The organism is Bacillus sp. 2B09 (assembly GCF_003946835.1).
Lineage (GTDB): Bacteria > Bacillota > Bacilli > Bacillales > Bacillaceae > Bacillus > Bacillus altitudinis.
Window position 1 is genome coordinate 194,121 of sequence record NZ_RPSG01000002.1, and the last position, 20,025, is coordinate 214,145.

Annotated in this window: 21 protein-coding genes; 13 read left to right on the forward strand and 8 right to left on the reverse strand. The window is 42.8% G+C overall.

Annotated elements, in window-relative coordinates; all coding sequences use genetic code 11:
• Positions 1–38: 38 nt before the first annotated feature.
• Positions 39–1,043: an LLM class flavin-dependent oxidoreductase gene (locus EBQ12_RS05940; RefSeq protein ID WP_283491039.1), complete on the forward strand. Its 1,005-nt coding sequence runs from the start codon at positions 39–41 to the stop codon at positions 1,041–1,043.
• Between the two features lie 11 nt (positions 1,044–1,054).
• Here EBQ12_RS05940 and EBQ12_RS05945 read toward each other — a convergent pair whose 3' ends face one another.
• Entirely contained in the window at positions 1,055–1,282 is a 228-nt protein-coding gene (locus EBQ12_RS05945; RefSeq protein ID WP_125589361.1) for a hypothetical protein, read from the reverse strand.
• An 81-nt stretch (positions 1,283–1,363) separates the two neighbouring features.
• On the reverse strand, positions 1,364–3,787 hold the full coding sequence (locus EBQ12_RS05950; RefSeq protein WP_024719489.1) for a S8 family peptidase: 2,424 nt from the start codon (positions 3,785–3,787) through the stop codon (positions 1,364–1,366).
• A 501-nt stretch (positions 3,788–4,288) separates the two neighbouring features.
• Here EBQ12_RS05950 and EBQ12_RS05955 point away from each other — a divergent pair.
• From EBQ12_RS05955 to EBQ12_RS05980, 6 genes are all read left to right on the forward strand, one after another.
• Positions 4,289–4,567 carry a hypothetical protein gene (locus EBQ12_RS05955; RefSeq protein WP_041091342.1) on the forward strand — a complete coding sequence of 93 codons (279 nt, stop codon included), beginning with the start codon at positions 4,289–4,291 and terminating at the stop codon, positions 4,565–4,567.
• 51 nt (positions 4,568–4,618) lie between these two features.
• Entirely contained in the window at positions 4,619–5,452 is an 834-nt protein-coding gene (locus EBQ12_RS05960; protein ID WP_026050173.1) for a PRD domain-containing protein, read from the forward strand.
• Positions 5,453–5,707: 255 nt separating this feature from the next.
• Positions 5,708–7,096 carry a sucrose-specific PTS transporter subunit IIBC gene (locus EBQ12_RS05965; RefSeq protein ID WP_125589363.1) on the forward strand — a complete coding sequence of 463 codons (1,389 nt, stop codon included), beginning with the start codon at positions 5,708–5,710 and terminating at the stop codon, positions 7,094–7,096.
• Positions 7,097–7,115: 19 nt separating this feature from the next.
• A complete protein-coding gene (locus tag EBQ12_RS05970; RefSeq protein WP_125589365.1) occupies positions 7,116–8,573 on the forward strand; it encodes a glycoside hydrolase family 32 protein in 1,458 nt (485 codons plus the stop codon).
• A 187-nt stretch (positions 8,574–8,760) separates the two neighbouring features.
• Positions 8,761–9,015: a hypothetical protein gene (locus tag EBQ12_RS05975; protein ID WP_008359596.1), complete on the forward strand. Its 255-nt coding sequence runs from the start codon at positions 8,761–8,763 to the stop codon at positions 9,013–9,015.
• A gap of 154 nt (positions 9,016–9,169) precedes the next feature.
• A complete protein-coding gene (locus EBQ12_RS05980) occupies positions 9,170–10,246 on the forward strand; it encodes a chitobiase/beta-hexosaminidase C-terminal domain-containing protein (RefSeq protein ID WP_125589367.1) in 1,077 nt (358 codons plus the stop codon).
• A 46-nt stretch (positions 10,247–10,292) separates the two neighbouring features.
• Here EBQ12_RS05980 and EBQ12_RS05985 read toward each other — a convergent pair whose 3' ends face one another.
• Both EBQ12_RS05985 and EBQ12_RS05990 read right to left on the reverse strand, forming a co-directional pair.
• Complete coding sequence (locus tag EBQ12_RS05985; protein WP_008343648.1) at positions 10,293–11,102, reverse strand: bifunctional hydroxymethylpyrimidine kinase/phosphomethylpyrimidine kinase; 810 nt, start codon at positions 11,100–11,102, stop codon at positions 10,293–10,295.
• Between the two features lie 126 nt (positions 11,103–11,228).
• Positions 11,229–11,534 (reverse strand): general stress protein, encoded by a 306-nt coding sequence (locus EBQ12_RS05990; RefSeq protein ID WP_125589369.1) that lies wholly within the window; start codon positions 11,532–11,534, stop codon positions 11,229–11,231.
• Positions 11,535–11,661: 127 nt separating this feature from the next.
• On the opposite strand from EBQ12_RS05990, the gene EBQ12_RS05995 reads away from it, so the two are divergent.
• Positions 11,662–12,489: a glycosyltransferase family 2 protein gene (locus tag EBQ12_RS05995; protein WP_125589371.1), complete on the forward strand. Its 828-nt coding sequence runs from the start codon at positions 11,662–11,664 to the stop codon at positions 12,487–12,489.
• On the forward strand, positions 12,486–13,172 hold the full coding sequence (locus EBQ12_RS06000) for a uracil-DNA glycosylase (RefSeq protein ID WP_125589373.1): 687 nt from the start codon (positions 12,486–12,488) through the stop codon (positions 13,170–13,172). Before EBQ12_RS05995 ends, EBQ12_RS06000 begins: the two co-directional genes overlap by 4 nt.
• A gap of 26 nt (positions 13,173–13,198) precedes the next feature.
• Here the strand turns inward: EBQ12_RS06000 and EBQ12_RS06005 are convergent, their stop codons facing one another.
• Positions 13,199–14,557, reverse strand: coding sequence for an aldehyde dehydrogenase (locus tag EBQ12_RS06005; protein ID WP_125589375.1), 1,359 nt, complete (start codon positions 14,555–14,557; stop codon positions 13,199–13,201).
• Between the two features lie 172 nt (positions 14,558–14,729).
• Here EBQ12_RS06005 and EBQ12_RS06010 point away from each other — a divergent pair, with 172 nt between their 5' ends.
• From EBQ12_RS06010 to EBQ12_RS06020, 3 genes are all read left to right on the forward strand, one after another.
• Positions 14,730–15,062: a YwdI family protein gene (locus EBQ12_RS06010; protein WP_008343634.1), complete on the forward strand. Its 333-nt coding sequence runs from the start codon at positions 14,730–14,732 to the stop codon at positions 15,060–15,062.
• Positions 15,063–15,095: 33 nt separating this feature from the next.
• Positions 15,096–16,406 (forward strand): purine/pyrimidine permease, encoded by a 1,311-nt coding sequence (locus EBQ12_RS06015; protein WP_007497786.1) that lies wholly within the window; start codon positions 15,096–15,098, stop codon positions 16,404–16,406.
• A gap of 67 nt (positions 16,407–16,473) precedes the next feature.
• Positions 16,474–16,845 carry a DUF423 domain-containing protein gene (locus EBQ12_RS06020; RefSeq protein ID WP_003215282.1) on the forward strand — a complete coding sequence of 124 codons (372 nt, stop codon included), beginning with the start codon at positions 16,474–16,476 and terminating at the stop codon, positions 16,843–16,845.
• Between the two features lie 41 nt (positions 16,846–16,886).
• Here the strand turns inward: EBQ12_RS06020 and EBQ12_RS06025 are convergent, their stop codons facing one another.
• From EBQ12_RS06025 to EBQ12_RS06035, 3 genes are all read right to left on the reverse strand, one after another.
• Positions 16,887–17,504 carry a cupin domain-containing protein gene (locus EBQ12_RS06025; protein ID WP_007497783.1) on the reverse strand — a complete coding sequence of 206 codons (618 nt, stop codon included), beginning with the start codon at positions 17,502–17,504 and terminating at the stop codon, positions 16,887–16,889.
• A gap of 131 nt (positions 17,505–17,635) precedes the next feature.
• The gene (gerQ, locus tag EBQ12_RS06030) at positions 17,636–18,178 is read right to left on the reverse strand and encodes a spore coat protein GerQ (RefSeq protein WP_125589377.1); all 543 of its coding nucleotides are present in this window, start codon (positions 18,176–18,178) and stop codon (positions 17,636–17,638) included.
• Between the two features lie 223 nt (positions 18,179–18,401).
• Positions 18,402–19,076, reverse strand: coding sequence for a YIP1 family protein (locus EBQ12_RS06035; RefSeq protein WP_017360120.1), 675 nt, complete (start codon positions 19,074–19,076; stop codon positions 18,402–18,404).
• Positions 19,077–19,251: 175 nt separating this feature from the next.
• Between EBQ12_RS06035 and EBQ12_RS06040 the strand changes: the two genes are divergently transcribed.
• Entirely contained in the window at positions 19,252–20,022 is a 771-nt protein-coding gene (locus tag EBQ12_RS06040; RefSeq protein WP_025208175.1) for a glycosyltransferase family 2 protein, read from the forward strand.
• Positions 20,023–20,025 lie beyond the last annotated feature (3 nt).

Genomic DNA, 20,025 nt, shown 5'->3' on the forward strand with positions numbered 1-20,025 from the left:
TTCGAGTGAGAGAGGGGGATTTGTGTAAGAGGTGCGACATCATGAAATTAAGTATACTGGATCAATCTCCTTTGATTGGAGATGCGACGCCTGCTGAGGCACTGAAGCAAACAGTCGAGCTGGCGAAGCAGGCAGAGAAATGGGGCTATCATCGTTTTTGGGTATCAGAGCATCACTTTTCAAACCGGCTCGCAGGATCGAGTCCAGAGGTGCTTCTCGGTCATTTATCAGCTGTGACGTCACATATCCGTATTGGTTCAGGCGGCGTCATGCTGCCCCACTACAGTGCCTATAAAGTAGCAGAGAACTTCAGAGTGCTCGAAGCCTTGGCTCCGGGCAGAATTGATCTTGGCATTGGACGTGCTCCTGGAGGTATGCCGATCTCCTCCATTGCCCTTCATCATGGAGAACGGAAGCGACTTGGTGATCAATACCCTGAGCAGGTAGAAGAATTAAGGGTGTATTTACATGATTTAGCCGATGAATTTTATCCGCTGCCTCACCTGACTGCTTCTCCGAAGGTAGAAACTGCCCCAGAGGTATGGATGTTAGGTTCTTCTGGAGGAAGTGCACGGCTTGCCGCAAAAGCTGGAGCAGGCTATACGTTTGCTCTTTTCATTAATGGAGAAGGCGGAGAAGACTCTGTGTCGCAGTATATCAGCCGATTTGAACCTTCGGAATTTGGTGATGAGCCGCGTGTCAGTCTTGCGGTCTTCGTTTTATGTGCAGAAACAGAGGAACAGGCAGAAAAATTGGCTGTCAGCTTAGATTTATCATTATTAGCTAACGAACAAGGACAGGACCTTGGCGGCTTTCCTTCATTTGAACAGGCAAAGGCCTATTCCTACAGTCCATATGAACAAAAACGAGTAGCAGCCAATCGGCAGAGGATGGTTGTTGGCACGCCGTCCTCTGTGAAGCAACAGCTGACAGCACTCGCAAAGGCGTATCGTACAGATGAAGTGATCGCTGTGACCATCACACATCACATGCAAGACCGTCTCACATCGTATCGTTTATTAAAAGAAGCTTTTGATGCTTAACGTATGTCATTTTACCATTTGCGCAGCCAATAAAAGGGATAGAGGAGCATCATGGTGAGAATAAAGGCAGCTGTCACCGCCAAGCTAAGAGGATAAATGCAGGTGGTATAGACAGTCAGTTCACATGCTTGATGAAAAGGACGAGGCTGTTTTGCATGTAAAAAGGTAAAAAAATAAACCAAGGTGATCGTGAGAAAAAAAGCCGCCATAAAAGAAACGATCCATAGCCATATCAACATGAATTTCTCTTTCCTCCATACATGATAGAAAAGCCTTGTTGAGCTGATGGGCTCATACAAGGCTTTTTATGTGATTCTTGTTTATTCAGGATAAATATCGAATGGTTCTTTCGTTTGAACCGTATCTGATTTACCTTTCAGGCTCGCATACGCAAGCATTGTATACTCACCTGCTTCTAACTTTTGTCCTTTATTGATCGTGCCATTCCATTTCACACGATGCTCTCCTTTATCAACATGTTGATAAACTCCTGCTTCACCTAAATACTCTCCATCTGTCGAGTAGACGAGGAATGCAAGGTTCTCAGCACCGCCTGGGAGATAGCTGCTAATAACATAGCTTCCAGCACGGTTATCCGGCTCTACAGAAACCGAAGTGACGCGCGGGTAATCAGGCTCTTTTACAATCAATAAAGTAGGGATTTCAGTGACCTTTCTGCCATTTTCGCGAATGGTGATACTGCCTTGGTACGTTCCTTTTTTCGTTTTCCCATAATTCACTTGTACTGCGGAAGTAAAGGACCCTGTGGAATTCCCTTTCACTGTGATTTTTTTCGTGCCGTTTGTGCTAATGCCGTTGCCATCGAACTTATAATCAATAGTATAGGTTTTCGGTGCTTTTGACAGGTTTTCTACCTTGAACTTTTTCGTTTTGATTTGAACGCCCTTTTCTTTTAAGAAAGTGCCGTACGAATAGCTTGCATCAGACACAATAGAAGACGCTTGAAGTGATTCGATGATTCGAACGCTGCCTGTGCCCTGCGTATTGTGAGGGAACGGGTTACCATTTGGGTCATACAACGTTTCTGCTGTATTCATCATTAACGCTTTAATTTGTTCTGTAGAATAGGATGGTTTTGCTTGTTTAATAATCGCTGCTACTCCGGCTACATGAGGAGATGCCATGCTTGTTCCTTGCTTCGATCCATAGCCGTATGGCTGAGAAGGATCGTGTGTCGGAATGGTGCTGACAATACTCACGCCAGGTGCTGAAAGATCTGGTTTGATCATCCACGTATCGACAACAGGTCCGCGAGATGAGAAGTCAGCGACTTGTTCACTTAACTCTTTCACAAATTGAATCGAGAAAGTCGTTGTATTGTTACCAGCCTCAATGGCTTTAACAAGTGCTGTTCCTTCCGCTTTTGACAGCTTAATCGTCGGAAGGGCTAGACCTGGTACATCCACAGGGATTTCTCCATCGGTATTGTTGTACATGACAACGCCGATCGCACCAGCAGCTTTCGCATTGTCCACTTTATCAACAAAGGCAATGGCTCCACGTTCAATCACTGCCACCTTTCCTTTGACATCGATGTTTTCAAAAGCTTTTTCGTCACCGATGCCTGCTTGGACGAGTGTGACTTGTTTTTGGTCAAGTGCTTTTAAATCATTTTCTTGATAGTAGCCCATCACTTTTGCTGTTGAATAGTTCGGGAATTTCACGTTGTATAGACTGTACGGAAGCTGAGTGGCTCCGACAGAAATAGCATCTCTTGATGTCCCAGGAGATCCAACGGTCCAGCTGTTCGGCCCGCTGTTTCCATTTGATGTCACAGCGACAACCCCTTCAGACATGGCCCAATCCAGTGCGATGCTTGTTGCATAATCAGGGTTATTCACACTGTTTCCAAGAGAAAGGTTCATGACATCGGCTCCGTCAGTGACAGCCCGATCGATGCCTGCAAGAACATTTTCAGTTGTTCCTGATCCGCCTGGTCCAAGGACACGGTAGGCGAGAAGGGTAGCATCTTTTGCGACACCTTTAATTTGTCCATTTGCCGCAATTGTTCCTGCGACATGTGTACCATGATCTGTCGATTCGCCTCTAGGATCTCCTTTTGGTGTTTCTTGTGGAGAATAGTCATTATCAACAAAGTCATAGCCTTTGTATAATCCGAAGTTTCCTTTTAAATCAGGGTGGGTATAATCTACTCCAGTATCAATGACAGCGACTTTTACTCCTTTTCCAGAGTAGCCGGCATCCCAAGCTTTTGGGGCACCGATAAATGGAGCACTTTTATCCATGAGTGGAGAGACATCCTCATGAGGAAGCTGGACGCTTTTCTTTTTCACTTCATCTGTTTGATATGTAACATCCGGATAAACGGCTTTTACTCCGTCAACTGCGAGCAGTTTCGGGATTTCGTTTGCAGGAAGTTTCATAGAGAAACCAGAGAAGACTTTTTCATATTCTTGACGAACACTCGCTTTATCTAACTTTTTGAGTGCTGCATTCTTTACTTTAGTTCGAGATTTTTTGAGGGAGGCTTTTGTTTGTGCTTCGCCTTCTTGCTTGGCTTCAACTAAGGATTTTTCCTTTAATTCAACAATGACAGTGGTGTGTTTTCTAGACTTAACATTGATTTCGCCGAAGATTTCTGCTTTTTCCAGTTCCACCTGTTTGTTCGATGGAGCGGCAGCAGCCTGACCTGAAAAGAATGTGGATAAGGTAAAAATAGTGGAGAACAATAGAACAGAAGAACGAGAGATTACTTTTTTCAATTAATTTTCCCCTTTCTAGCTGTATATTTAGGGAGATAGCCTTTCTTTTTGTGGATAAATAGGAAAGATTCACTGCCCGTTATTAAGTATTCCATACGACGAAACCAATTCCTTTACTGAAATGGTCTTATTTTACATAGTCATAAAGAACTATTTTGTTTATAAAGTCACACTTATGCACAATAATCTGTTGATAACTCAATTTTTCAGATATATATATGGAAAATAAAAAAATCTCATACACAAAATCTAGTAAGAGGGTGTTGATATGTGGATAAACCCTGTTGATAAGATGTGCTTATCTTTGGGATAGTGTGTGTATAAAATTTTCATAGAAACATTGTGGAACATGCTCATCTTCTGCACTTTTCAACAAAACTTCTGAAAACTAGTTCGTTTTTTCACCCAGATTGTGACAAACCTCTCGTTTTTCTCGGGATATGATAGGAACAGTTAATTTGCTAGAACTGCTAGATTCTAAGGAAATCGGAGGGATGTTCAGTGAAGAAATGGAAGAACTGGTTGAGTGTATGGTTTGGTTTTGTGATGAATGTGCTTGTGAATCCTGGTGAGCTGCTGAAGAAGCAGGGGGTGAAAGTGGCAGCAGTGGATGGAGGATTCTTTCTTGCGGTGAATGAGAGAAAGCTAGAGAAACTGGCAGATGAAAAGAAGAAGAAGCGCAGGACAGAAAAGCCGTTTCAAGAAAGTCTGATGATGCTTTATGAAAAGACAACGAGAGAGGCGCGTGCCGGTCCGCTCTTATCTTTACAGAAAAGTTGAAACAGGGTAAAATCCCACATAAGACACGTTATCTGTGGGAGAGGATGCCCCTTGAAGATATATAAAATATTGAATAACAATGCAGTGGTTGTAAAGGAGGGTGATCAGGAGAAAATTGTGATGGGGCCCGGAATTGCTTTTCAGAAGGGGAAAAATGACGTCGTTCCCGTTCAAAAAATAGAGAAGATTTTTGTTGTGCGTGAAGAAAATGAGAAATTCAAACAAATTCTTGCGACATTGCCAGAAGCGCATATTGAAGTGGCAGAGCATATTATTAGTTATGCAGAGGGTGAACTCATGATGCCGCTCAGTGATCATATCCACATCTCACTGACAGATCATTTATCCTTTGCCATTGAACGCGTTCAAAAAGGCATTGTGCTATATAATAAATTGCTTGGTGAGATCAAAGTCTTATATAAGCAGGAATATGATATTGGAAAGTATGCCATTCGTTATGTAAAGGAGCGGCTTGGGGTTGACCTGCCGGACGATGAGGCAGGGTATGTGGCACTTCATATTCATACGGCCAAAATGAATACGGAGTCCATGAAGAAGACGGTCAAATACACAACGATGATCAAAGAAATGATCGAGCATATCGAAAGCGTTTTTGAGCGCTCGATTGATGAGGATAGTATTTCATATCAGCGGCTTGTGACACATTTGAGGTATGCATTAGGCAGGTTGGAATCGAATGAAGCATTTCAAATCATGGACGATGACATGCTGACTTTTATCCAAACAAAGTATGATTCGGCTTACCGGTGTGCACTTGGACTGGCTGATTTGCTGAAAAAAGAATATGGACTTCATCTCCCTGAATCGGAGATCGGCTACATCACGCTGCATGTCCAGCGTCTGCAGGATGCCGAATTGGTGTAAAGGTTGTGCCTGTCCGCAGGCTTTTTTTTATGCACACTACTCTAATTAGTGTATATGGGTCATTTGATTCGAAAAAATAGGTTGACGCAGGTCACGCTCTTATACTATGATGAAAGCGTAATCAAAAACCAATATCGTGGGATTGTGACTGTCAGGCAGGCAAGACCTAAAATTTGCGTAACGAGGGGACGTGTATGTCCTTTCATCGTTGGTGAATTTTAGGTCTTTTTTGTTTTAAAAAAAGGGGGAGACAACATGGATTATCAAAAAACAGCCAAAGAATTAACAACATTATTAGGCGGCAAAGAAAATGTCATTAGCGCAACACATTGTGCCACACGACTCCGATTGGTGATGAAAGATGAGGCGTTGATTGACAAAGATGCCATTGAAGAACTTGAGGGTGTGAAGGGTGCCTTCTCAAGCTCGGGTCAATTCCAGATCATATTTGGAACAGGTTCTGTCAACAAAGTATATGAGCCTTTTGCTCGTGAGACGGGTCTTGAGGCAGACGACGAGAATCAAAAACCTGCCAGCCATGATGAAGCCGTGAAGCAAAAAATGAATCCACTTGCACGTTTTTCCAAGACGCTATCGAATATTTTTGTACCAATTATTCCAGCGATTGTAGCAAGCGGTTTATTAATGGGCCTATTAGGCATGATGAAAGCCTTCAAATGGGCTGATCCAAGCTCTGCCATCTTCCAAATGCTAGATATGTTCTCAAGTGCTGCCTTTATCATTTTACCGATTTTAATTGGGGTTAGTGCAGCCAAAGAGTTTGGTGGAAATCCATATTTAGGAGCCGTCATTGGGGGCATTATGATTCACCCGAGCTTGCTGAATCCATGGGGACTGACAGACGCAAAACCAGAATATATGCATCTATTCAACTTTGATATTGCTCTTCTTGGTTACCAAGGAACGGTCATTCCCGTGTTATTGACTGTGTATATCATGTGCGTGATTGAAAAGAATTTAAGAAAAGTTGTGCCGAACAGTATTGATTTACTTGTGACGCCGTTTGTGACAGTGATTGTGACTGGATTTGTGACGTTTATTGCTGTAGGACCGCTAGGGAGAATGCTTGGTACAGGGATCTCGAATGCACTCACTTATGTTTATGACCATGCAGGATTCTTAGCTGGACTGATTTTCGGAGGCGCTTATTCTTTAATTGTACTGACAGGTGTTCATCATAGCTTCCATGCGATTGAGGCAGGACTTCTGAATGATATTGGACGGAATTATTTGCTGCCGATCTGGGCCATGTCCAACGTCGCTCAAGGCGGAGCTGGGCTAGCGGTCTTTTTCTTAGCAAAGCGTGCAAAAACAAAAGAAATTGCATTACCAGCAGCATTTTCTGCTTTCTTAGGTATTACTGAGCCGGTCATATTCGGTGTGAATCTTCGTTATCGTAAGCCATTTATTGCTGCAATGATCGGAGGTGCATTAGGCGGGGCGTTTGTCGTCTTCACGAAGGTAGCCGCCAACGCTTATGGTTTAACAGGGATTCCGATGATTGCCATTGCAGCTCCATTCGGTTTACAAAATGTGGTAAATTATGTTATTGGTATGTTAATAGCTGTTGCTGTTTCATTTATTCTTACCATCATCTTTAAAGTCAAAGAAGTCGAAAAATAATCAAGGAGTGGTCACAGTGATGACAACAACGGACGCAGCACTTCGTCAAAAGGTAACAGATCGTATTCGAAACTATGAGCATTTGGTGAAAAAAGATGTGTACCGTCAGAACTTCCATTTAATGCCGCCAGTCGGTCTTTTAAATGACCCGAATGGATTGATTCAGTGGAAGGGAGTCTACCATGTGTTTTATCAGTGGCAGCCATTTAAAACAGGACATGGGGCAAAATTCTGGGGTCACTACACATCAACCGATCTAGTGAATTGGCAGCATGAAGAGGCTGCCCTCACGCCAAGTGATTGGTTTGATCAAAATGGCTGTTATTCTGGCAGTGCAGTCATTGACGATGGTCGTATGTATGTGATGTATACCGGAAATGTCCGTGATGAGCAAGGAAATCGTGAGACATATCAATGTTTAGCTGTGTCAGAGGATGGGGTTCATTTTGAGAAAAAAGGTGTCGTGGCGACTTTGCCAGCAGGATTTACTGCACATTTTCGTGACCCGAAGGTGTGGAAGCGGAATGGAAAGTGGTACATGGTCCTTGGAGCACAAAGTAAAGATCTCAAAGGACATCTTGTCTTATTCACATCTGATACATTAGACAATTGGACGTTTCAAGGCATTATTGCAGGCAGTGGAAAGAATGGATTAGATCATTTCGGATACATGTGGGAATGTCCAGATCTGTTTGAATTAGACGGTCAGGATGTATTGATCGTGTCACCACAGGGGCTGAAGCCTGATGGATTCAAATACAACAATACACATCAATCTGGTTATTTTGTTGGTACATTGGATGATCGTACCTACCAATATACGCATGGAGCGTTTGAGGAGCTGGATCGTGGCTTTGACTTTTATGCACAGCAGACTTTCCAAGATGAATCGGGCAGACGCATTTTAATGGGATGGATGGGTGTACCAGATCAAGGGGAAGAGCATCATCCAACCATCTCTTATCAATGGATCCATTGCTTGACGATTCCGAGAGAGCTTCGTTTAGATGATGAAGGACGTCTTATTCAACAGCCGGTAAGTGAACTTCGATCTATGCGGACAAATGAGCAGGAGCATGTTTTTCACGTTAAACGATCTGTTCACTCCATTCCTGTTGAAGATATGACGAGCGCAGAGGTATTCATTGATCAAATTGAAACACAAAAAGGATTTGAATGCTGTATTCGTGCTGCTGCTCGTATCATTTATGATAAAGATGATGGCAAACTAACGTTAGAGAGAGATCGATTTGAAGATCGAACAAAGGAAGTTCGTGAAGTAGAAATTGAGGAATTACAGGATTTGCATATCTTTATTGATGCATCATCGATTGAGATTTTTGTCAACGGAGGCCGGGAAGTATTTACTGCACGTTACTTTCCTTCCCCGGGAAATAAATCAATCTCCATCAGTGGTAGAAATGAAACGAAGCTTAAATTGAAGACGTGGCATTTGCAAAAAGAAGCAGATCAATGATCTGCTTTTTCTAGTGAGATCAGCCTGTATCTTAAAGCCTATATCATGTATATACAAGGTTGGCCTAAAGCGGTTTGATGACGTTTTACATATATGATAACAGGTTCAATTATGGTATCATTTTAAAATATATACAGCTGAGGCTGACGTTTATCCAAATGCGGTAGGACAAAAAGGGGTTGTTTACTTGAATTCAAAACAGCAGCCGACGACTAGAAAACGCTTGGAGACAATGGCAGATCATGTTGAAGATAAACGTGAAGAATATAAAGAATTGCTGATTCAAGTCCAATCTATTCTCGGTGAACCTTCTCTAGAGCAGGAAGAATTAAAAGAGAAGCTGTCAGATACGTATAAACAAATGAAAGAATATGCCTTATTTGTTGAATCCATTGAAGCCTTTATTCGAAAAATGGCGAAAGAATCCGATCAGCAAAAGTAGGTAAAAAAGTATGGTGAAAGAGTGTACCTGGGTGCGGGTATGCTTTTTTTATTTTAGTCAGAGTATTCAGAAATATAAATGAAAGCGTTGACATTCTGTTTGTCATGATACAAAATAAATAAAAATTCATCTGAGCATATACAGGAGGAACGATATGAACCATGCAACCAAGAAATGTCTGATCACCTTTATCATTGTGCTATTTTCTATGAGTTTTCTTCATCCTTCCGTTTCATCTGCCCGAACGCAACACACATCATTTTTTACACCTACTGCCTCCGTACCATCTGGTCAATATTATCGCTCGCAAGAGGTGGCACTCCATTCTCAGGTGCCAAAAGCTTCTCTTTATTACACAACAGATGGCAGCCAGCCGACAACTCAAAGTCAGCGATATAAAAAGCCTATTCAAATTGATACCGATACGACTTTAAAAGTAAGCGTTTACAAAAATAAGCATCGCCTTGCTACGTCTACGTACAACTATCGTTTTGTCACACGAGAGGACATTGCCTCATCTTTTTTATCTTTTGAATATCAAGGAATGCCTTATCGGTTATACATTCCGAAAAATCATAAGAGGGGTAAAGCTTATCCTCTCGTCCTGTTCTTACATGGAGGAGGGGAGCGGGGGACCGATAATCAAAAGCAGTTACTTGCAAATGATGGTGCAGTTTTATGGGCTTCTCCTGAAGTTCAAAAGAAGCATCCTGCATATGTTCTAGCGCCTCAGGCTCGAAATGATGTGGATGGAGGTTTTGCTTTAACAAGAAACGCGCAAAATGAGATCGACCTGACAAATGTGTTTCAATTTTCACCAGATTTACACAAAGCGTATGAAGTGCTTCAGCATGTGTTAACTTCTTATAAGATTGATCAGAAAAGGATTTATGCGACTGGTTTATCTCAAGGCGGATTTGGCTCGTATCAGTTGAACATCACATATCCTCGTTTGTTTGCAGCGATGATTCCTATTGCGGGGGGTGCAGATCCAAGTAAGGCAGGAATTTTAGCGAACAAGCCAATATGGGCATTTCATGCAGAGGATGATTCCATTATTCCTATCAGTTATGCGAGAAATACAATTCAAGCGATTCAAAAAGCTGGTGGAAGACCGATTTATACCGAGTATGCAAGCAAGTATGGGTATGATCATGCATCATGGACGCCTGCTTATGAGACGCCAGGCTTAACAGATTGGTTATTTGCACAGAGACTCAGCTTACGATAAACAAAAAAAACCGATTCACCCAAGCGGCGGATCGGTTTTTTTTGTTTTATTTATCCAAACGATGTGCGGAATGTTTCGTTGGTCCGATGTATTCGTTTAGTTGGAAAGAGCCTTTAATGGCAGCTGTGATGAATTCTTTTGCTGCATAAATGGCTTCTTTCACGTCTGAGCCGTTTGCTAGTTCAGCTGTGACTGCGGCTGAGAATGTGCAGCCTGCGCCGTGTGTGTACTCTGTGTCGATCTTGTCTGTTTCAAGGCGTTCGAAGGTTTGTCCATCATAAAGCAAGTCAATCGCTTTATCTGGGCTTAGCTTACCGCCGCCAGTGATGACCACATATTTTGCACCAAGTTCATGGATGCGTTTTGCGGCTTCTTCCATTTGTTCCATCGTTTTGATCTCGCCAATGCCGCTTAATTGACCTGCTTCGAAAAGGTTAGGTGTGATAACTGTTGCCAGTGGTGTAAGCTTTTCGCGCAATGCTTCAGCGTGCTCTGGATAAAGGACTTCGTTCGCACCTTTACATACCATAACAGGATCAATGACGACATTTTTCAGCTCATATGTTTTGATCGTTTCAGCTGCGAGTTCAATGACGTCAACTGTTGGCAGCATACCTGTTTTTAACGCATCTACACCGATGCCTTCCACGATCGTCGAGAGCTGCGCGCGGATTGTTGATGTATCGATTGGAAACACTTGATGATCCCAGTTGTTATGAGGATCCATTGCAACGACAACGGTTAAAGCTGTCATCCCGTAGACGTTTTTTTCTTGAAACGTTTTTAAATCTGCTTGGATACCTGCACCGCCGCTTGAATCCGAACCTGCGATGGTGAGTGCTTTATTCATAGACATAGTTGCTGAACCTCCAATGTGATGTGTAACAGTTACTGTTCTATCCCTTATTATAATCAGCTTTTCCATTTATCACAATGAAACGGCACAAAAAAGCGTTCCACTCTTCATGGAACGCCTCATTCTTTATCTTTTACAAATCACCAATTTCCCTTTTTTCAGCTCCTCTAAAAGCGTTAAGGCTAATTCTTGATCGGCGCCGGTCGACATGATTTTGGCCATCAGTTCATCATCCCTGGTGCGAATGATATTGGCGATTTGATCTAAAATCCCTTGATCGACAGCTGTCATGCTCTTTGCTTCCGTGTACTCAGTAACGGTATCAGAGCGTTCGGGGTCATACGCAAAAACAAACACATCGTCCTTTGTGGATTGTATCTGTTCGATCGTCTGTTTGGCTTCTTTACTATTCTCAACCGTGAAAAATTCCATCGTCATCACTCCTTTTCATCAAAAATTCCCATTTTCTCGATCAATCAAACCGCCTTTTATATCATGAGAAGAAAGCCGATTTATGTTTTAATGAAAAAGACGAATCTATTAAAGGAGTTAGGCCGATATGAAGATTTCTTTATTAATTGTGACACATAACCGGCTGAGCGCATTGTGTGAACTGCTTGAATCCATCTCGAGACAAAGCGTACAGCCTTTTGAAATTGTGGTCGTAAATGATGCAGGAGAGCGAGTGGACGTGATTCAGGAACTCTATCCTGAGCTGCCAATCCGCTTGATTCATTTAGATGAGAATGTCCAGCATGTGAACGCAAGAAATGTTGGCGTGCGTGAGCTGACAGGTGACGTCATTATGCTGAGTGATGACGATGATTATTTTACACCTTGTCATATTGAACGTATGAGCAAGGCGTTGGAAGACGCTGATTTTGTCTTTTCGGATGCGGAAATTGTTTCGTTTGAAGAACGAGGTGCGACTCGTTTTCCAGTATCAAGACGTTTGTTTGCTTATACAGCGGACATTGAGGACATGCGTGTTTTTTCTACATACGTTCCTTCTGGCAGTATGTACAAACGCCGCATACATGATGAGATCGGCTATTTTGATCCAGCGATGCATCACTACTGGGACTGGGACTTTTTCCTGCGTGTTACGCAGCATGCACGAACCAAACGAGTGCCAGCTGCCAGTGTGATCTATGCGTTCTTTGATGGTGGGGGCAATCAGTCGAGTGATCTTGGTGAAACAAGGAAGAACTATTTAGATGATCTGAGTGAAAAGCATGGGCTCGGTGATTTGCCGACAGCGAACTTTGCTGTCCTATTAGAAGAACCAGCGATGAAAAAACGAGAATCAGAGAGTGAGATTGTATGGGATGGAAAACCGATGATCTCAAGATTGGCACAGCAGACAGAAGGAGGACAACCGAAATGAAGCCATTTTTAAATGATAGCTGGTGGGCTGTGATGAAAAGTGAATTTGAACAGCCATATTATCAGGAATTACGTGAGTGGGTAAAGGAAGAATATCGTACGCAGATCGTGTTTCCAAAGCCAGATGACATTTATCGTGCCCTCCATTTGACGTCGTATGAAGATGTGAAGGTCGTGATTTTGGGACAAGACCCTTATCATGGGCCAGGACAGGCACACGGATTAAGCTTTTCTGTTCAGCCTGGTGTCAAACATCCGCCATCTTTGAGAAATATTTTTCAGGAGCTAAAGGATGACCTCGGCTGTCCGGTCTCTAACCATGGCTCGCTTGTCAGCTGGGCAGAGCAGGGTGTCTTGCTGTTAAACACCGTGCTCACTGTAAGAAAAGGAGAAGCGAACTCGCATAAAGGCAAAGGCTGGGAACGTGTGACAGACCGCGTCATCGACGTCCTGAATGACCGAGATCAGCCAGTCGTTTTTGTGCTTTGGGGCAGACATGCGCAAAATAAAAAAGAACGCATTGATCAAAGCAAGCATTACATCATTGAGTCACCTCATCCAAGTCCTTTTTCTGCAAGAAACGGCTTTTTTGGCAGCCGTCCGTTCTCAAAAGTAAACGCCTATTTAAAGCAAATGGGGATCGATGAAATCAACTGGTGTATCAAGGACATCGAATCAAAATAGGACGAGGGAAAATCCCTTCGTCCTGTTTATTTTAAAAATTTGCGGACAATGTCGAGTCCGTTTTTCGCATTTGGATAGCGGAAAGAAAAATCAAAGCGATTGGTCTGGCGCAGGACGCTTTTTTCATGTGTAAAGGTGAAAAAGCTTTCTTTTCCATGATATCGTCCGATGCCGCTTTCACCAACGCCTCCAAATGGTAAATATGGAGTGGCGACATGCATCAGTGTATCATTAATGCAGCCCCCGCCAAATGAGAGGTTGTCTAGAATATAAGCTTCTGTTTCTTTATTTGTTGTAAATAAGTAAAGAGCGAGCGGCTTCGGTCTTGCCTTAATCATGTCAGCTGCCTCTTGAAGAGAACCAAATGTGATGACCGGCAAAATAGGTCCGAAAATTTCCTCCTGCATCACAGGATCTTCCCATGTAATGTGATCTAGAATGGTCGGTGCGATTTTGAGCTCTTGTTCATTGCGCTGTCCACCTGTCACCATCGTGCCATTTGAGAGAAATTGTGAAAGTCGATCAAAATGACGCTGGCTGACATTTTTTCCGAAATGCGGATTTGTTTCAGGCTGGTCCCCGTAAAAGTCTCGGATACAGGTCGTCATTTCACGCAATAGTTCTTCTTTGATCGATTCATGAACAAGTAAATAGTCTGGTGCAATACATGTTTGACCAGCATTTGTGAATTTACCAAAGGTGATTCGTTTCGCAGCGAGTTTGATGTCTGCATCAGGCATGACAATGCATGGACTTTTTCCGCCGAGCTCAAGTGTGACAGGTGTGAGATGTTTTGCGGCCGCTTCCATGACGACTTTGCCGACGGCTACACTCCCAGTAAAGAAAATATAATCAAAAGGCAGTTTCAGAAGCTCTGTGCTGACATCCACACCGCCTTCAACGACCGCTGCAAGATCTTCTTGAAACACGCTTTCCACAATCGTGCCAATCACGTTTGAGACATGCGGCGTTAATTCTGACGGTTTTAAAGTAACGGCATTTCCGGCAGAAATGGCTCCAACTAATGGCGAAAGGGCCAATTGGAAAGGATAGTTCCAAGGGGCAATAATCAGAACACTTCCGTACGGTTCCTTAATGATCATACTTTTCGATCCGATATGGGTCAGAGGTGTTTTCGCGCGAGATGGTTTGGCCCATTTGTGAAGATGTTTGACGGTATGATTGATCTCTTCATATACCATGCCAATTTCTGTTGTATAAGCTTCCTGTTCGGATTTATGTAAATCATGGGCTAAGGCTTGTAATATGTCCTTTTCATGATGTTTAATGGCTTTTTTCAAATCGTTAAGAAGACGGATTCGTTCTTGAACCACTGGTGTTTGCACGTTTTTTTGTTTGTGAATGAGTTCAGTGAGTTTGCTCATCTTTCAGTCCTTTCAAAGACGATATTGTTTCTTTTTTATTATGTGTGAATCTTGGGTAAGGGTCAAATAAGAGGAACAGAAGCACACAGCTTTGAAAAAAGGAACCCATTCGGTTTGTTCATTTGGTAAAATAATGTTGGAAAACGAATTTTTTAGATTGGAGGGTCTACCCTTGAATATTCATATATCAAGTCTGCTTCAAAAAATGGAGGAAGCCATTCAAAAAGCAAAACAAAGTGGAAATGATGAAGAGGTGAAACGTCAAGCGGCGGTCATCTCTTCACTATGTGATGTCATTCTCGACACATCATCACAGGTGCAAATGCCGCAGTCTTCGGTCATTTCACCACCTCCATCTATACAGACACCATCTGCACCGGCTGTGTCTACGGATCAAGCCATGCTAGAGAAATTGATGGGCACTAGCGGTGCAAAGAAATTTCAGCATAAAGAAGAGGGTCAACAAGAGAAAGATGGCAACGGTGACTCTATTTTTGATTTTTAATGGTCTTGTCACGACAAAGGGAAGGTGATCGGGTTGAAACTATTTTTGGGCGCCATTCAGTGGATGGCATTTTTTATCGCAGCTTCTATTGCTGTGCCGATTGCGATTGCACAAGCATTTGAATTAAATCAAGTGCAGTCGGCGGAACTGATTCAGAGTACATTCTTTTCACTTGGACTTGTGGCGATGGTGCAGTGTTTATGCGGTCATATGCTGCCGATCAATGAAAGTCCAGCAGGGCTGTGGTGGGGGGTATATACCCTTTATGCAGGCATGACAGGGACGATTTTTGCTACATATCCTGAAACCTTGCAAGCGTTACAAGGGGCGTTAATTTTTAGTGCAGCGTTCTTTTTTATTTTTAGTCTCTTTAAAATCATTAATTGGCTTGCGTCTTTATTTACGCCGGTTGTCACAGGTATTTATTTGCTGCTGCTTGTTGTGCAGTTAAGTCAGCCAATCATGAAAGGGCTGATGGGGATCGGCTATCGGGGAAATCAGGTAGATGGGCTTGTCTTTTGTCTATCGATCTTGATTATTGTCATCACCTTCATGATCAGCCGCTCAAAATGGCATTATTTAAGACAGTTTTCTGTGTTATTCGCACTTGCAGGCGGTTGGCTGTTATTTGCTTTACTCGGACTAGCGAAGCCTGTTCGCATTCCTGAGCAGATCATTGAGTTTCCAAAGCTATTTCCATTTGGCATGCCAGTCTTTGACAGTGGACTGCTTGTTACGTCCTTTTTTATTACGATCTTACTCATTGTGAATATGCTGGCAAGTATTCGAATTGTGGAAAGTTCCGTCAAGGCATTTGGTGAACTGCGTGAGCGGAAACGAGCCAGACCGGCTGGTTTTGTCGCCGCATTTGGTCATTTGCTGAGCGGACTGATTGGTGCGATTGCGCCTGTTCCTATTTCAGGGGCAGCGGGCTTTATACAAACAACAAAAATTCCATCGAGAAAGCCATTTTTTCTTGGCAGTCTGCTCATTGTCCTCATTAGTTTATTTCCATTATTGATGAGCTTTTTCTCTGCATTGCCGTCACCTGTGGGGCTTGCTGTGAACTTTGTGGTGTTCTCTTCTATGATTGGGATTGCCATGTCAGAATTCGATCAGTATGAAAAAGAAGACATCCCGCGCATTCGATTTGTGCTTGGCATCGCTGTTTTAGCAGGCGTGGGCGCAATGTTTGTGCCACAAGGGGCATTGAAAGGCATGCATCCTGTGCTGATTTCTTTATTGAGCAATGGTCTTGTTCTTGGCACACTGATTGCGATTGTGGTCGATCAAGTGCTGCTTCGAAAGAAGAAGAAATCCGACAATCTCGTGTCAGCATCATAGGAAAGTTGAATGTTGGATAAGACCCGCGCTATGATAAACATAATTGACGAGATAAGGAGAATGACGAATGAAACTATTTTTCATATTAGGTGCCATTAACGCCATGCTTGCGGTTGGTCTTGGAGCCTTCGGTGCACATGGACTGGAAGGGAAAATTCCTGAAAAGTATATTGAGATATGGAATAAAGGGGTTCAATATCAGATGTTCCATGCAATTGGCCTGTTTATTGTCGCCTTTCTGGCAGATAAGCTGTCAGGTGTTTCCCTAGTGCCGACCGCTGGCTGGGTGATGCTGGCAGGCATTCTTTTCTTCTCAGGAAGCCTTTATGTGCTTGCCTTGACTCAGGTGAAGATTCTAGGTGCCATTACACCAATTGGCGGAGTGGCATTTATCGCTTCTTGGATCATGCTAGTGATTGCAGCAGCAAAAAATTTATAAGATAAAAAACCGATGCTCTCATAGGGGCATCGGTTTTTTTCTTAACTCCAATAAGGAGAATAGTTCGGAGGTGCTTGATAATAAGGTACATAGTGAGAAGGGGGGACAGGGTGCGTTTGTGCCTCTTCCTCCCGGTGGCAGAACGGTCCGATAAACACACCAGGCTTCACGGGCTGCGTCGCCTGCTTCCACTGCGTTTCGTTCATGCAATAAGTATGTGCCATGATGTGTGAAGGCGTGAGGGTTAGAAGGTCTGAACCTAAGATGACTTCTGGCGTCGATGCGTTAAAAATGGCTAACAAATGGGTTTTGTCCTGCAAGGCGACTTCATAATGCCACCAGCCTTGTGGCACATTGGCTACCTGCCCGGGGGTAATGGTGTAGGTGGACAGCTTTTTTGTAAAAGGGTTCAGCATGGATACAGCAGCAGAGCCGGCGATACAATAAACAAGCTCGGCAGCATTTTGATGATAATGAGGCTCTACTACTTTGCTTTTACTCAAATATATATCCAGCAGAGATACTTGATCGAGCGAATTTAATTGTTTTTTTCCTAAAACATTAATCAGGTTGTGTTGGTCATATTTCACAAGGGGGCTTTGATTCAAATCAAATGAATATTTGACATTCGGCGATGTATAATCCAGCTCAACAGTCATTGATGTCACCTCTAGGCGTTTAATAAAAACTACTAGGCATCTTATGAGCCTTCCCCCGAAGGTGTGTCAAAAACCTAGACAAAAGAAAAAAGCAAGGGCGTCTGCACCTTGCTGCTAATATGACCTTGAGGTTATCTCGGAGAATACGTAGACATCGAGTATGGATAGTCATATTTAATTTCCCCATCAAACGTAATGTAATCAAGATAGATCGTTAACAATAAGTATCGTGTCCCTGTTTTGTTATCACTGATGATAATGTGATCACGTCCTGCGGCCTCAATGACCCCTCTAAAAATCTTAGAGTTCCATTCTTTACTTGCCTCAAACGTCATATAGATCGTGGCTACTTTGCCGCGGTTTAATCGTAAAATATTTTCAATATAGGACTGCTCAAGCGGCAGCTGACCGGTGACGTTCTGCTGATAAATCGGTCCAGAAGGAATTTGATAGGGCTGCCCGCCACTTTGCCCACCTTGGCCTCCTTGTGAAGTACCAGTAGACGGCATTGGCGAATACCCCTGCTGCATTTGACCTTGCATTTGACCCTGCGTTTGGGGAGGGACTGAATAACCCATCTGCTGCGCAGGATACGGATTTGCTCCATATTGTTGCTGGCGAAAATCTTGACCTTCGAAACCCGAACCTTGCCCAAATTGATTTTTCAATTTCATAACGTTCCTCCTCTTTCCTCATGGTGTTCTAAACAGAAGGCAGAAAAGCGCCTGTTGTTTCCATAGCATTCTTTTTCTCTTTCACACTATGAGACAGGAAGAGAGAATATGTACATTGAACGAAAAAAAGGAACTGCTTTGTGCAGTTCCTCAGTGTTCAGGCAAACCCCGTACTCGTAATTCCTAGAATGCAAAGGTTTTCAACAATCTAAGGAATGCCTGTTTACATCAACCAATTCATAGCCCGCTGCACGTCATAGAGAAGGGTCATGATGAGAAAAAATAAGGCGATCGGTGTGATGGCAATGATAAAGGCCTGCCATATTCTCAGCTTCATCACAGCAACAAGGCCTAAAACAGCCATCCCAAATATCCATGCTTTGGTATACGCATCAACCAGTGGTAAAACGCTGAGATAATACCATACTTCATAGTGCTGGTCTAAATAGGGTGAGATTTTCACAAATGTATACGGACCAAGCAACCCCACAGTAAAAATCCAAGTAAGAGCAAATAAGGTGGAAGGGAAAATGACCGTCAGTGTGCAAGCTTTGAGCACATCTCGATACGGCGCTTTACTGCCAAAAAACAGTCGTCCTAACCACTGTAAAATGAATGAACCAAAAAATAGAAGAAAATTGCCTACTAAAATACCAAAACCTGCTCCGTGTAACAGAATAAAAGGATATGGAATATGATTGCCCATATACTCACTAAAATACCCTTCGTACATCCAGCTTGTACCAGCGATACTTGCAAGGAGTATCATCAGCCACATGGGAATAGAGGTATGTTCATATGAGCGAATAATCGTTTTTGTCGCGACAAAAATTTTAAAGAATCGAAAAAAACCTTTTGCTTCCTCTTCTTGGGAGAGATCACTCTTCATATACTCCAATGTTCTTTACTCCTTTAATACACATAAATGATTACTTATATTACCAAAATTTTTACGTTTTTCAAAGATAGATCATGAAAAAAATCCAATTTTATAAAAAATAGGTCACTCTACAGTCTCTTTAAGAGGAGACACATATGATAACCATAGTTTAAAAGAGACCGAGGTGGAAAAATTGACGAAAGTAACGGTCATTATGACGAGCTACAACAAAGCGGCCTACGTTGGCAGATCAATTGAAGCGGTGCTGCAGCAGACCTTGTCAGACCTTGAACTTTTTATCATGGATGATGGATCAAACGAACAAACCCTTGCTGCTATTGAGCCTTTCCGTAAAGATCCACGCGTCCATTTTATCCAAAGCGGGGTGAAAACGCTGGAGGAAAGAACGGCGAAAACCCGCTATGCCGTCCTCATTAATCAAGCATTAGAACAGGCAAAGGGCGAGTATATTTCCTATGCCACAGATGACAATGTCTACGCACCAGACCGTTTAGAGAAGCTCACGAATTATTTAGATGCTCGTCCGAATGAAGAAATTGTCTATTCTAGTTCAAAAGTTATCTATTTAAATAGCGAAAGAGAGCCAGTAAAGGAAACGATTCGACCTGCGCAAACGGTGCAGTGGAATGCACCTTGTGCTATTGATCACTGTTCAGTTGTACATCGTGCATCCATTTTAACAAAGATTCGAGCTGAGTTTGGATCCTACTGGGACGAGAGTCCGCATTTTTATCGAATAGGGGATGCCCGGTTCTTTTTTAGATTAAATCACTTTTATCCGTTCTACCCTTTTGATGAGGTATTGGATACAAACTACATCACAGAACAGTCTATTCATTATCAGTTGGCAGAAGAAGAGAAAAGCGATTTTATTCAAGCACTTCCTCCGCAGTCTACCTGCAGGGAGCTCCGCCATATATTAAAACAAAGACATGGGAGGTGACCT

Coding starts and splice junctions, on each gene's coding strand:
- EBQ12_RS06000 (WP_125589373.1), top strand. CDS start 12,486: ATGAAGCCATTTTTAAATGATAGCTGGTGGGCTGTGATGAAAAGTGAA.
- EBQ12_RS05990 (WP_125589369.1), bottom strand. CDS start 11,534: ATGGAATTTTTCACGGTTGAGAATAGTAAAGAAGCCAAACAGACGATC.
- EBQ12_RS05965 (WP_125589363.1), top strand. CDS start 5,708: ATGGATTATCAAAAAACAGCCAAAGAATTAACAACATTATTAGGCGGC.
- EBQ12_RS05995 (WP_125589371.1), top strand. CDS start 11,662: ATGAAGATTTCTTTATTAATTGTGACACATAACCGGCTGAGCGCATTG.
- EBQ12_RS06025 (WP_007497783.1), bottom strand. CDS start 17,504: ATGACTGTTGAGCTGGATTATACATCGCCGAATGTCAAATATTCATTT.
- EBQ12_RS05945 (WP_125589361.1), bottom strand. CDS start 1,282: ATGTTGATATGGCTATGGATCGTTTCTTTTATGGCGGCTTTTTTTCTC.
- gerQ (WP_125589377.1), bottom strand. CDS start 18,178: ATGAAATTGAAAAATCAATTTGGGCAAGGTTCGGGTTTCGAAGGTCAA.
- EBQ12_RS06005 (WP_125589375.1), bottom strand. CDS start 14,557: ATGAGCAAACTCACTGAACTCATTCACAAACAAAAAAACGTGCAAACA.
- EBQ12_RS06020 (WP_003215282.1), top strand. CDS start 16,474: ATGAAACTATTTTTCATATTAGGTGCCATTAACGCCATGCTTGCGGTT.
- EBQ12_RS05985 (WP_008343648.1), bottom strand. CDS start 11,102: ATGTCTATGAATAAAGCACTCACCATCGCAGGTTCGGATTCAAGCGGC.
- EBQ12_RS05980 (WP_125589367.1), top strand. CDS start 9,170: ATGAACCATGCAACCAAGAAATGTCTGATCACCTTTATCATTGTGCTA.
- EBQ12_RS05970 (WP_125589365.1), top strand. CDS start 7,116: ATGACAACAACGGACGCAGCACTTCGTCAAAAGGTAACAGATCGTATT.